Source organism: Mogibacterium diversum (assembly GCF_938028775.1).
GTDB classification, from domain to species: Bacteria; Bacillota; Clostridia; order Peptostreptococcales; family Anaerovoracaceae; genus Mogibacterium; species Mogibacterium diversum_A.
The window spans coordinates 55129-68018 of record NZ_CALIZG010000022.1 but is presented as its reverse complement, the minus strand read 5'-3'; the positions used below and the strand labels follow the sequence as shown (position 1 = coordinate 68018).

Genomic DNA, 12890 nt, shown 5'->3' with positions numbered 1-12890 from the left:
TAACAGTTGACAGATGGTATGGCAGCTGGAATTTAAGATGTAGACGGAGATACGTTGTAGATAAAAATGAATATCAAAATAAAAAACACCCCTGATAAATATAAAATAATGGCGGATGAAATAGTACTGCCATTACTTGAACTATTGCAGGAACTCAATTCACTTGAAGAAGAAGTTTTTAAGAGAAATAGTGAACTAGATGCTGAAAAATTAATATTGAATATTCCTGCCAACCAAAATCATCCGAAATGGATTGGGCTTATGGCAGAATATGAAAGCCGCTATGAGGAGATTGCAAAAGGAAAAGTGAGTGAAAATCTAATGTCAAAAGGATATGCAACTCATTACAGTAATCCGAGCGAGTATTTTTATACGAATAGCAAAGACTTCTCATTGGAATTTACTATGCAGCAACCAGATATGGCGATTATTATCATCCACTTTAGCGGGGCTACTGACATGAAGCACAAATTTATCGTTAGATGGATAAATAAAAGATGGTTAGTAGATGAAAAATATTATGGTTTTGCAGATGAAGCAATCTGGTACTCGGATAGCATATAAAGCATATTTATAAACGTAAAGAGCTGGCAGCTAGGGCTGCCAGCTCTTTGTATAGTGTGAGTTATAATACTATGTGCTTACTTGCATTTTATCAATAATGAAGCTAACGCAACTAATGGCAATGTCCCTTGCTTGACTGTGGTCATCCAATCAATGATAGCCCTTTATGTACTATGATAAATAAAATAGACAAAAAACAGAAAAAGGACGCTTACGCATCCCTTTCCTGTAGTGTGTGTGTATTCAATAAAAGAAGGAAAGTTTGTATTAGAATAACAAACCTCATTGAACAATTAGAAGTATAGCATCTATTAAAACACCTTGTGTGAAGGTTGTGTGAAATGTTTACTATAATTTATGTTTCATTTAGAGCTTATTTTCTAAAAACCAATGATTTTAAGTCTTTTACGCATATTTTTTGCACAAAATATTATTTTTTGCTACAAAGTATTTTTGCAGATACAGTATTTGCCTCTTCTGACAGCTTTTCTGATTCCTTTTTCCAGCTCTCTGCAAGCTCTCGATCAGGAATATATGGTACGTTCGCCGACACATTGAATTCTGCTGCCTGAACGCCTGCATTTAGATTTAGAGCAGCTACGTACAGATCGCTTACCAGCTGCTTGTTGGATTTGCCAATCAGACTGTCTGTGAGTCTGAGCGCGCAGGTGCCCGCTCTCATGACTTTGAGCGGGGCTTCGGCTGCGCCGACCGAGGCGATGGCAATCGCCTCACTGCGCGCTGCCTTCTCCTCATCAGTTTCCTTAGGCATTCCATATGCGCTTGCAACCTGCCCAAAAGCCTTTTTATCTTCGTCCACTCCAGCCATAAGCTGCTCTAAATATCCCTTTGCTTCCTCTATCGCTGCTACATTGAGCTCTTCAAACTCAGCATACTTCTTTTTACCAACAGTTAAGTTTGCAACCATCATAATTAGCGCTGCGCCTTGCGCTGCAGTTAAAGCTGCTACAGCCCCGCCACCTGGAGTTGGTGCTCCCGAGCTAAGCGCATCAACGTAATCATTTATTTTTTCATCTATCAACTTATTTACCATATTCCCCTCCGTATTCCTCACTTAATTTTATAAATCAAAGCTTTAGTAACTATAAAAGCCTTTATTCACTAGCTTTTACATACATACATTATAAAATTGTACGAATAAATACACAATGAGCAAGTAAAATTTTTATATGCCGCGTAACGAATGTTACGAATATTTGCAGGTTAGATGGATATAATCAACTTAGGCGAAGTAATTCGCACCATTGCATAAAAGAAATTTACATATAGGAGGTAACGAAATGAAAGAGCCTATGAAAAACATATCCAAGTCTGAAGTTTTAACACTTAAGAACGAAGTTAATTATCAGGATGGTCAGGTGGTAAGCAAGACACTCGCTCAGAACGATGCTGTTAGTGTTACGCTATTCGCTTTTGATAAAGACGAAGAAATCAGTACACACGAATCCGGCGGAGATGCATTTGTAACTTGCCTTGACGGAGTAGGCCGCCTCACTATTGACGGAATTCCTCACGAGCTTCATGAAGGAGAATCGATTGTAATGCCAGCTGGCCACCCTCATGCAGTATACGGTCAGGAGCGTTTCAAAATGCTGCTCGTGGTGGTATTCTAGAGCCCTAATAGGACTTACCAGTAATCCCTTGATTCAGTACGCACTAACTATTGATAGTGGTAATACAAAATTACATATGTTTAAAAAAACCTCTATACTGGGTACCGGTATAGAGATTTTTATTTTAATTTAAATCTGCTGTTAAAGAAAACTCTATCTCCAATAAACAAGATAAAGGATAGAGCTCTTCAACTAAATTCTTTGATATGACTCTTATAAACGAAAAAACTATTAAATCACTAAACTCTTTTGCAGGGTCAAACCTTTCTTGCATTTTATTACGAAATATAGAAATTATTTCTTTGCTCGAGTACTTCTCATACTCTATATCGGATAATTTTTGAAATTCTAATATCCATGAATCCCTTACATCAACTGGGACATCAAAATCTAAACATAATAAGCTAAGGGATTTGGGGTTTATTTGAGTATCACCAATTTCTGTTGCTAATTCAGTTAATCCATCTTTTAATAATCGTAATTTATCTTCTAGTTCTAGGTTAGTCATGATGCTCCTCCTTGTTTGACATGGATTCTATTATATGCAAGTATGAATCACGCTTATACCAAGTTTATTGCTTGAGTTAGTATATCATCATTTATTCACAAATTGCCTAATCCAAAATAAAAAAGATGCACCTTAAATATACAGGCGCATCTTTGTGCTTCTCATAGCTATTTATCAAATACATAAAATACATACTAGATACATTTGATAATTAATACGAGTTTCTCTATTATTCGATTTCAGAATCGAAAGGCATTAGAGCTACTACACGAGCTCTCTTAATAGCAGATGTAACTGCTCTCTGGTGCATAGCGCATGTACCAGTAACTCTTCTAGGAAGAATCTTACCTCTCTCTGTAGTGTACTTCTTTAGAGTCTCTACATCTTTGTAATCGATCTTCTTTTCCTTATCTGCGCAGAACTGGCATACTTTTCTTCTTCTCATGCCGCCGCGTCTCTTATTGTTCTCCATTAGACTTGTACTCCTTTCTCAAGATGTTTAGAACGGGATGTCCTCTTCAGTTGCCTCAAATGAATCAGGCATCGAAGGCTCCATCGGCGAGCTAAAGTTATCGTTAAATGCACTAGGCTCGCTCTCGGATCTGCGACTATATCCAGAATCGTTTCCGCCGTTACCACCGCCGAGGAACTCGACGTTGTTAGCGATTACGTCTGTTGTGTACACAGTCTGTCCTTCTCTGTTCTTGTAGCTTCCCGTCTGAATTCTACCGTTGATTGCTACCTGACGACCCTTGCTCAGATATCTGTCGCAGTTCTCAGCCTGCTTACCGAACACAGTGATTCTTATAAAATCAGCCTGTCTATCACGCCCCTGCGTGCCAGGTCTGTCAACTGCAATGCTGAAGTGCGTAACAGCTGTCTGGTTGTTAGGTGTGTAAGTAAGCTCTGGGTCTCTGGTTAATCTTCCAATCAGTATTACACTGTTCATCGCTTACCTCCCGACTTAGTTCTCGTCCTGGCAAACAATAATGTGTCTCATAACCGCATCAGAAATCTTGAGTCTTCTGTCAAGCTCCTTAGGTAGCTCAGTGCTAGCCTTGAAAGGAACAACTACGTAGAATCCTTCTTTCTTCTTGTTGATCTGATAAGCAAGCTTCTTGTTGCCCCATACATCAGCTTCGCCAACCTCACCATCTTCATTGATGATGTTCTTAACGTTCTCGATTGTGGAGTTCTTCACTTCCTCATCTAGAGTTGGGTCAAGAATGAACATTACTTCGTAATCTCTCATGTTTTCACCTCCTATGGCCTACGGCACCTTTCGGTGCAGGATTTGGCTTGCGTATTCAAGCCATACCGTTTAATTATACTGATTTATCGTAGAAATTCAAGGCTTAGAAGCTATTTCCTTGTACCTCTTCAAAAACCAGTTCGCCTCTCTGTGCTATTCCGGCACCCGAAGTACCATATATTGTAGCAGCATTTGTGACTTCGTCTGCATCTATATATCATAAATTCATATTGCAATATCACTATGGCAAATATTCGAATATTTAGTTGCTTCGAGCTACCTTCCTGTAGCAGCCAGTCTGCCTATCTGCGTCGCGATATATCCTGCCCCATATCCGTTATCTATGTTTACCACAGAGATACCGTTCGCACATGAGTTAATCATCGTGATTAAGGCAGAAAGTCCGTGAAAATTCGCACCATAACCAACAGATGTAGGCACTGCGATTACTGGGTTTCTTACGAGTCCACCGAGTACTGTCGGCAGCGCACCTTCCATGCCCGCAACTGCAACAACGGCATCGGCACTGCGTATGATATCAACTTTTGACAGAAGCCTGTGGATACCACTCACGCCTATATCGTATACGCGAAGCACCTCAGCGCCAAAATATTCTGCAGTCTGCGCAGCCTCCTCTGCAACCGGTATGTCGGCAGTGCCTGCGCTGCAGACGGCAACAACACCGCCAGCACCAGTCCTCTTGTAGCCGCCAGCAGGCTCCACCTTCAGGATCCGCGAGACAGGATCATACACCACTTCAGGAACAGCCGCCTGAACGAGCGCTGCCTGCTCCTGACTCGCCCGAGTCCCGAAGGCACTGCCATCATTTGCGACCATCTTCTGATATATCGAAACGAGGTAATCATCTGGCTTACCAGCGCAGAATATTACCTCCGGAAAGCCGGATCTCTGCTCGCGCTGAGTATCTAGCTTCGCGAATCCCATCTCATCATAACTGCTACTTTTTATCAGTGTTTCAGCTTCGGCCATATCTAGCTCTCCGGCCTTATATTTGTCTAATACATCTGCTATTTTCATCTATCTATACCTACCATGTATGTTTAATTTTATGCCGATGATTTTTAGTGGGATTTCATGATTTGCGGATTTCTCATGCTATTTGTCCACACCCGCTATCATAAGTTTATTGCTCAAGTGCTTTATAGCACCTCATTCATACTACCCACTCTATACCCGAGTAGATCCATGGTTACATAGGTGAACCCTACTTCCTTGAACTTTGCTACAACTTCCTCTCTGAGAGCAAGGAGCCTCGCCAGCTCATCTGGTGTAACCTCTATGCGCGTGAGGTTTTCCCCGTGCATGCGAACACGCATTTGAATGAATCCATAATCTTCCAGAATCCGTTCTGCTCGCTCAACCATGCCTAGCTTCTCGAGTGTAATTGTCTCGCCGTATGCAAACCTAGATGCCAGACATGCTGCCGAGGGCTTATTCCACGTCCATAAACCATGCTCATGCGATAGGTTTCTGATATCCTGCTTGGTCATGTCAGCTTCTCTAAGCGGACTCTTTACATCTAGCTCCTTGAGTGCCTGTAGCCCCGGCCTGTAATCACCTAGATCATCTACGTTTGAACCATCAGCTACGTACTCTATTCCGAGTTCAGCCGCCTGCTCCTTTAGCTGCGTAAATATGCCTGTCTTGCATATGTAGCATCTATCTGGTGGATTCTCTTTGAACCCTTCAATCTCAAGCTCATTGGTCTGCACCACAATTTGCCTGATGCCCTGCTCCTCGCAGAAATGAGCAGCTTCGCCAGTTTCCCTCTTAGGAAAAGACCCTGATTCCGCCGTAACCGCAATCATCTTATCTCCTAGCACATCATGCGCAATCTTGGCGAGATATGTAGAATCAACTCCCCCCGAGAAAGCAACGGCTATGCTGCCAAGATTTTTTATATACTCCTTTAGACGTTCTTCTTTCTGTCTCTCAGCTACGGTTACTCCCATAGTTTTCCCCTTTTCTGATGTTTAACTCTTATGCCTCTCTATTCGTCCATGCTTACGATTCTATCGCACACATGCTCAACCATAGGGATGTCATGTGATATAAGAATCATCGTCAGCTGTCTTTTTTCGTGTAATTCTCTTAGCAGATGAACTATCTCGGCCTGTGTTGGCACATCGAGAGATGACAGTGGTTCGTCTGCTATTATAAATTCTGGCTCTGTTATAAGTGCTCTTGCAATTGCCGCCCTCTGGCGCTGTCCTCCCGACACATCGTAAGGATATCTATCCATGAGCTGTTCCTCAAGATGGACCTGTTTCATAACTTCTATGACTTTACTTCGTCTCTCTTCTCTGCTTCCTACTCTGGCAATTACGAGCGGTTCTGAGATTATCTCCTCGATAGTCATGCGCGGATTGAATGCCGATGCAGAGTCTTGAAAAATCATCTGCGTACGAACCTCACGCCTATCCCTGCTTCCGCATCTTCCCCATTTTACGCTTCCGCCATTAGGTATGGTGAGTCCCATGATGATCCTCGCCAAGGTAGACTTCCCACAGCCCGATTGTCCCACAAGTCCAAGGATTTCGCCTTTCACTACATCTAATGAGTATCCTGATAGAACCTTCTTACATCCGTGCTTCTCGGTTCTGTAGATCATGTCTATATCTTTGGCAATCATTATTTTTTCGGAGGATTCCACTTGATCTGTTATTTCACTCGAAATGGTTATTTCATCTCGATTACCAATCATCTGACCAAAGTTTCCATGATAATGACTTCCCATTTTGCCATATTGAGAATACCTAACTAAAGCTTTAGTATACTCATGCTTTGGATGTTCAAAGATCTCTTCAGCTTCGGCAACTTCGACAAACCTTCCATCCTTCATAACTGCAATTTTAGTCGCTAATTCGCGCGCTAATCCGAGGTCATGAGTGATGAATAGGATGCCCTTATCTCTCTCTTCAGCCAGCCTCTTCAGCACTGATATTATCTGCTTTTGATTTCTAGGATCAAGCGCTGTAGTAGGCTCGTCAGCGATGATTAGCGCAGGGTCACATGCAAGAGCAATCGCAATCGCAACCCTCTGCCTCTGCCCGCCAGACAGCTGATGTGGGTAACAGGATAAGTATTTCTCAGCATCTTTCATGCCCATTTCTCTAAGTAATCCTACTGCCCTCTCGTCGTATTCTCGTTCTGCATCCACAGGCTCACCATCTTCGTGTAGTTTCATAGGGGTAGTAATCTGCTCCCCAACAGTTCTTACAGGATCTAGTGAATTAAGTGGATCTTGGAACACTATTGAAGCCGCCTTGCCCCTAATTTGTTCAAGCTCCTTTTCTCCCATCTTAGTGACATCTTTCCCAGATAGGCATATGCTTCCCGATAGATGCCTCGCGTGATGTCTGTGTAGCATTAAAATTGAGAAGCAGAGCGCCGTCTTGCCTGAGCCTGACTCGCCAACGATTGCGGCGATTTCTCCTGTTCTCACTGTAAGAGAAACGCCTTGAACAGCATGAACTACCCCCTGCTTCCCGTCGAAGCACATACTGAAATCCTCGATATTAAGAAGTTCTGTGTTGCTTCTATTTTCTGTCATATATTATTATTTCTCCAATTTCCAATCTGCTACGTTCCAGAAGATTCCAACTCCGTGATGTCCTAGCATTGTGTCCTTTGTTATTCCCTTGATATCCTTCTTAACCGCATAGTCAGCATCTATGTATGCGATGAACGTGTAAGGCATCTGCTTAGTCATGGCTCTGAGGAACTCTGAGTAATATCTCTGTCTCTCAGGCTCTTTAGTCGTCGCCCTAGCCTTTGCCAGCGCTTCATCTACCGCTGGATTTGCATATCCTGTATAATTATCCCCAGCTTCAGATGTGAATATCTTGTACGTATGATCATCTGCATCAAATGGACTACCCCATCCAATTATTGTGGCATCCTGTTTCTCCCAATCGAGCTCTTTTCTAGCCTCGGCCTTTACCGATATCCCGTGTGCCTTGAGCTGTTCACTGCACATCTTCGCCATATCTACGCGAACCTTGTCATTTGCCATCGCAGTGATTGTAAACTTAAGTTCAGTACCATTCTTCTCATAGATACCTTTCTTATTTTTAGTCCAACCGTCCTGCTGCAATAGTTGCTCCATCTTCTCTGGATTATATTCGAACTTTTCGATGTTACTGCTGTTAAATTTATTTTTCTGAATTGGTGAATAAGCCACCTGACCCTCTCCGAGCAGTGTGCTCTTAATGATAGCTTCTCTATCTATTCCATAGCTCAATATATTTGCGAGCTCTGGGTATGTCTTAAACAATTTGCTTCCAGCATAATTATACGCAATTGCACGATAATCCGCTGTGTTCATGCGATAGATATCGAATTCCTTGCTGTCCTTCTTGAGGCTCTTCGCCTGCTTAGGCTCAATCTGCGCCATATCTAGATCTCCAGACTTTAGCTGCAGCAACCTTGCGTCACTATCCTCTACAATCTTGAAAATAATCTTCTTGATGTGAGGTTTTCCAGCGTAGTAACCATCAAACTTCTCGAGGGTTATACTCTGTCCTTCATCCCAGCTAGTTAACTTATATGGACCTGCTCCTACTGGCTTCTGGTTGAACTCTGCAGTCGCGAGCTTCTTGCCCTTAAGAATGTGCTTAGGCAGAATCCCGATAGTCATGTAGTCCGCAAATGCTACATTTTCTTTACTCAGCTTAATAACAACTGTCTTCTTGTCTGGGCAAGTGATATTTTCAATGTCCTGATAGTTGGAGATAATCTCGGAATTGTTTTTCTTCTCGAGAATTGCCTCTAGAGTAAACTTAACATCCTCCGAAGTAAGCTCTTTTCCGTCATGGAACTTCAGTCCATCCTTTAGGTGGAATGTCCATGTATGAGTCGCTGAAACGTACTCCCACGTCTCAGCGAGTGCAGGTACGAGCTTGTTATCCTTGTCATGTGCCGTAAGCCCAGCGAATATCAAGGAGTTAATTTCTCCATGCTCATAGAGAGCAGGATTTATAGCTGTATAGTCATGACTTCCGTACACCAGCGTGTCCGCATCATTTTCGCTCTTCGAGCCACATGCGGAAAGTGAAATAATCATGATTAGAGTGACGGCAAGAGCCGCAATTTTTTTAAAGTGAGTTTTCATAAATGTGTGTCCTTTCAAATAAATTAATTTCTTAATCTATAGTCCTAACCCCACACATGTACTTGTGTGTTTACATTTAAATGTTGCTACCCTTGGAGGTATTGCGCCATCTGATGTATTCCCCAATCTCCGTTATGGATACCAGAACACTTATCAAGATAAGTCCCGGAATTATAATCATCCACCATTGGTCGGATAGCAGTGCGTCTTGCGAGAGAGACATAAGGCTCCCCCATGATATCTCTGATATCGGTAGCCCAAGTCCCATAAAGCTAAGCGTCGATTCTACTATTATCGCAGAGCCCACGTTGCTTACTGCCATAAACATAATCGATGAAAAGTAGTTCGGAAATAAATGCCTACGTAAAATGTACCAGAAGCTTCCCCCGTACATCTCTGCGGCTATTACAAATTCACTTTTCCTGAGCCGTATCACCTCGCTCCTGATGACTTTCGACATCTGCATCCAGCTCGTTATCCCGATTACCAGTGATAATGATGTGTAGCTAGCTTCTCCCCAGATAGCCTCCAGAACGATTACAAGCAATAATGCTGGAATGCTCATGAACAAATCCGTAGCTTTCATCATCAGTCTATCCACGTGTTTATTTGCCATCCCGCTCAGTGTTCCGTACACTGCTGCAATTAGCGTTCCTATTAAAGCGCTTGCGATTCCAATCGTCAGGCTTGCCCTTCCGCCATATAGAATCATAGAGAATAAATCCCTTCCCAAATTATCTGTTCCAAATATATGGCCCATCGATGGGGATGTTCCGATGGCATACTCATTCATGAAATTTGGTTTATATGGAGCTATGAATCCGGCAAATACGCTCAGGACTGCGCTGATCGTAAGTATAGCTATGGCAATCTTTGGTCTTTGCTTCCTATTCATACGAACCCTCCTCATGACGCATCCGCGGGTCGATTTTCTCACCTATTATCTGTGCAAGATAATTTGAGATCACAACCACGCTTCCTGTGAGAAGTGTTGTCGCCATCAGCATGTTGTAATCCTTATATAGAGCGCTTTCGAAGCTGAGCCGTCCTAGCCCTGGATAGCCGAATACCATCTCTACGACATATGTCCCACCAAGGAGATGTGGAACTGCGATTGCCATGATGGTTATCATCGGTGGCAGGATATTCTTCATGCAGTAATTATTGATTACCTTAGTGCGAGGCATTCCCTCTGCCTTGAGAAGCAGCACGTATTCTTTGCGCATTTCCTCGAGTAGCAGATTTCGCACCATATACGAGTAATACCACAGATGCCCTATAACGATTACAAATACTGGCAGTACGAGGTGCCAGGCTCTGTCCAGGAGATTTCCTTCAGCCCCGTACGAGTAAGCCCCTCCAGTTGGCAAGATTCGGAGATTTACCGCAAATATCAATATGCATATCAGAGATAAAAAGAATACTGGTATGTTTCCCGATATTACCCCTGCCTTGCAAATGAATCTATCGAGCTTCGTACCTTCTCGCTTCGCCGACAATCTTCCGAGACGAAAAGCCAGCACGAAGGTCATGATATAAGCTGTTAATCCAAATACTATTGTATTTGCGAGCACGTCACAAATTACCTCAGCAACAGGTCTCTTGTACTTGTACGATAATCCTAGTTCCCCATGAGCTAGATCTTTAAGCCATATGCCGTACTGAACTGGAAGCGACTTCTCTAAGCCTAGACTCTCACGAGCAGCAGTTTTTTGCGCCGCACTCATTCTGTCCACACCATCTCCGTACCACGAACGGAGCGGATCCCCGGGACAGAGACGGGATAGCGCAAACACAATCATTGAGAGAATGAGCAATATGAGAATCATCTCGGCGATTCTGCATAGGGCATATTTAAATGTGCTCTTTCTCTCATAATCCATGTGAATATAGTTACTCCTGTAAATTTGCGTATAAAAAGACCGGGTATGATTGCTTCAGCAATCTATCCGGCCTTCTTGGCTTGGTTAATGTTTTATAAAGGCTATTTAATTGTCGTCGCCACCATAGATTCTTACGATTCTTTCGACCGCATCTTCGATACTATCTTTTACTGGTAGCGCTTTAGTGCCTGCAATTATGGTGTTACAATGCGCAGTCGGAATTAGCACCTTCGGGGCGGTGCTAGAACCTACGCTTTCCGCTATGGCTGGAGATATCTCTCCAAGCATCGCATTAGCAACAAGAATACCAATTGGTCCTGTGATAATCTCTGCCTGCGATGCGCAGTACCTGATAGCATTCTCACCTGTCGCCGCTTTTTTCGCTCCTGCTTTAAGCATGGCATTCGTTGCCATGCTATTGGTCCCTACAGCTACTATATCTGCTTCTGGGATCCTCTCTATCAGCTTAGCTACCAGCTGGCGTCCTATGCCGCCACCTTGCGCATCGATTACTAGTATATTCATGTTATCGCCTCTCTTATTATATCAAGTGCTTCATGCACTCTAATGACGATAATTATTATAACATAGTTCAATGCGCTTTTTTCTGGGGCGAGCTAAGTTACCACAATTAGGCGAGTCTGTATGGAATTATCTTCTTTGTTATGTGTTGTTATGTACTTTTATGCTGCTACTAATTATGCTTTTATACAAAAACTATTAGTACTTTAATCCAAGACCGTCGGCGATATTGCAGATGAAGTCCTGTGCATTTGTTATGATACCCTTCGAAGAGAGGGATCCTCTATCAGCCAGCTTATTTACTACAAATTCAGATGCATCGCAAACGTAGAAATATGTCTGACGAATTGTTCCATCCTCTAGCACGCGGAAGCTTGGTGTCATGTTACCAACAGCGATTGAATGAAGCATTGTAGCCATTGTAATTACAGTCGTCGCTTTGCTAACATGCGCTCTCATAGCGTCCTGTGCATCGTAGCAATCTCCGTACACCTCTGGAAGAGGTCCATCATCACGGATTGAACCACCGAGCACTATAGGAACATCATTCTTGATAGCCGCTGTCATTACGCCATTATCTAGATTCTCCTGCTCAACAAATGCTTTCATAGATCCAGCAGCTCTTACTCTGTTGATCAAGTCTAGGTGGTTATAGTGACCATTTGGCACGTTCTCCTGCGTATAGATATTCTGCCCTAAAGCTGTCTGCATATACGCACCTTCAAGGTCATGAGAAGCTAGAGCATTTCCTGCTAGAACTGCATGAGCATATCCATTTTCGATGAGTGCCGAAAGAGCTCTTCTAGCCTTGATATCGAACGAGAAAGCAGGTCCCATAACCCAAACAACCTTCCCGTTATCCTTCTCGTGCTTCAGTAGCTCAACGATTTCGTCGAAATCCTTGGAAAATGCAGTCTCTCTCGAACGTCCTGTTCTAAATGCAAATGTATCTGCCTTTACGCCTGTGTTTTCATTGAATCCATCGGCGTGCATGTAGATTCCTTCCTCGCAGCACTCTGTACGTCCGCAAACTACAAGTTGTCCTTTCTTAACTCTTCTTGCCTCTAGAGCGAGTACCTTTCCGCCATCGTATACTGGAACTGTGTCCATTCTGCTCTCTTCACAGAGCAACCATTCTCCGTTGATCTTGAAGTACTCAGGGAAAATACTTAGTGCGTGGAAGTCAAATGGAACTACACCATCCTTAGGTGCTTCCTCAAGTCTGCAATCTGGTGAATCAATAAATTTCTGCTCAGCGAAATCTGGATGCGTATATTTTTTTAGTTCGAATGCCATAATCAGTCTCCTTGTACATCTGATTTTTGATAATAACGATTATTTTAACATGTACAGTTCTACGATTTTACTCGATAATGTTCGATAATGCGCAATA

The 12890-nt window shown here is 42.9% G+C and carries 15 protein-coding genes; 2 read left to right on the top strand and 13 right to left on the bottom strand.

What is annotated here, in order from left to right:
• Positions 1 to 66: 66 nt before the first annotated feature.
• Positions 67 to 564 (top strand): hypothetical protein, encoded by a 498-nt coding sequence (locus Q7O90_RS05895; RefSeq protein ID WP_304128568.1) that lies wholly within the window; start codon positions 67 to 69, stop codon positions 562 to 564.
• A 430-nt stretch (positions 565 to 994) separates the two neighbouring features.
• Here the strand turns inward: Q7O90_RS05895 and Q7O90_RS05890 are convergent, their stop codons facing one another.
• The gene (locus Q7O90_RS05890) at positions 995 to 1618 is read right to left on the bottom strand and encodes a cyclodeaminase/cyclohydrolase family protein (protein ID WP_304128566.1); all 624 of its coding nucleotides are present in this window, start codon (positions 1616 to 1618) and stop codon (positions 995 to 997) included.
• 247 nt (positions 1619 to 1865) lie between these two features.
• Here Q7O90_RS05890 and Q7O90_RS05885 point away from each other — a divergent pair, with 247 nt between their 5' ends.
• Positions 1866 to 2198, top strand: coding sequence for a cupin domain-containing protein (locus Q7O90_RS05885; protein ID WP_106057781.1), 333 nt, complete (start codon positions 1866 to 1868; stop codon positions 2196 to 2198).
• Positions 2199 to 2322: 124 nt separating this feature from the next.
• Here the strand turns inward: Q7O90_RS05885 and Q7O90_RS05880 are convergent, their stop codons facing one another.
• The 12 genes from Q7O90_RS05880 to Q7O90_RS05825 form a co-directional block, all read right to left on the bottom strand.
• Positions 2323 to 2706, bottom strand: coding sequence for a hypothetical protein (locus Q7O90_RS05880; protein WP_304128564.1), 384 nt, complete (start codon positions 2704 to 2706; stop codon positions 2323 to 2325).
• A 229-nt stretch (positions 2707 to 2935) separates the two neighbouring features.
• Entirely contained in the window at positions 2936 to 3178 is a 243-nt protein-coding gene (rpsR, locus tag Q7O90_RS05875; protein ID WP_106057779.1) for a 30S ribosomal protein S18, read from the bottom strand.
• A 27-nt stretch (positions 3179 to 3205) separates the two neighbouring features.
• Positions 3206 to 3655, bottom strand: a complete 450-nt coding sequence (locus tag Q7O90_RS05870) for a single-stranded DNA-binding protein (protein ID WP_273067011.1) — start codon at positions 3653 to 3655, stop codon at positions 3206 to 3208.
• Positions 3656 to 3670: 15 nt separating this feature from the next.
• Positions 3671 to 3958, bottom strand: coding sequence for a 30S ribosomal protein S6 (rpsF, locus tag Q7O90_RS05865; RefSeq protein WP_304128561.1), 288 nt, complete (start codon positions 3956 to 3958; stop codon positions 3671 to 3673).
• 276 nt (positions 3959 to 4234) lie between these two features.
• Positions 4235 to 4996: a nickel pincer cofactor biosynthesis protein LarB gene (gene larB, locus Q7O90_RS05860; protein WP_304128559.1), complete on the bottom strand. Its 762-nt coding sequence runs from the start codon at positions 4994 to 4996 to the stop codon at positions 4235 to 4237.
• 122 nt (positions 4997 to 5118) lie between these two features.
• Positions 5119 to 5931 carry an ATP-dependent sacrificial sulfur transferase LarE gene (gene larE, locus Q7O90_RS05855; RefSeq protein WP_304128557.1) on the bottom strand — a complete coding sequence of 271 codons (813 nt, stop codon included), beginning with the start codon at positions 5929 to 5931 and terminating at the stop codon, positions 5119 to 5121.
• Between the two features lie 38 nt (positions 5932 to 5969).
• Positions 5970 to 7532, bottom strand: a complete 1563-nt coding sequence (locus tag Q7O90_RS05850; protein WP_304128555.1) for an ATP-binding cassette domain-containing protein — start codon at positions 7530 to 7532, stop codon at positions 5970 to 5972.
• Between the two features lie 6 nt (positions 7533 to 7538).
• The gene (locus Q7O90_RS05845) at positions 7539 to 9092 is read right to left on the bottom strand and encodes an ABC transporter substrate-binding protein (RefSeq protein ID WP_304128552.1); all 1554 of its coding nucleotides are present in this window, start codon (positions 9090 to 9092) and stop codon (positions 7539 to 7541) included.
• 76 nt (positions 9093 to 9168) lie between these two features.
• The gene (locus Q7O90_RS05840; RefSeq protein ID WP_304128550.1) at positions 9169 to 9987 is read right to left on the bottom strand and encodes an ABC transporter permease; all 819 of its coding nucleotides are present in this window, start codon (positions 9985 to 9987) and stop codon (positions 9169 to 9171) included.
• The gene (locus Q7O90_RS05835) at positions 9980 to 10975 is read right to left on the bottom strand and encodes an ABC transporter permease (protein WP_304128548.1); all 996 of its coding nucleotides are present in this window, start codon (positions 10973 to 10975) and stop codon (positions 9980 to 9982) included. The genes Q7O90_RS05840 and Q7O90_RS05835 overlap by 8 nt, the downstream gene beginning before the upstream one ends.
• Positions 10976 to 11080: 105 nt before the next feature.
• On the bottom strand, positions 11081 to 11500 hold the full coding sequence (locus Q7O90_RS05830; RefSeq protein WP_304128546.1) for a DUF3842 family protein: 420 nt from the start codon (positions 11498 to 11500) through the stop codon (positions 11081 to 11083).
• A 195-nt stretch (positions 11501 to 11695) separates the two neighbouring features.
• Entirely contained in the window at positions 11696 to 12793 is a 1098-nt protein-coding gene (locus tag Q7O90_RS05825; protein ID WP_304128544.1) for an ornithine cyclodeaminase family domain, read from the bottom strand.
• Positions 12794 to 12890 lie beyond the last annotated feature (97 nt).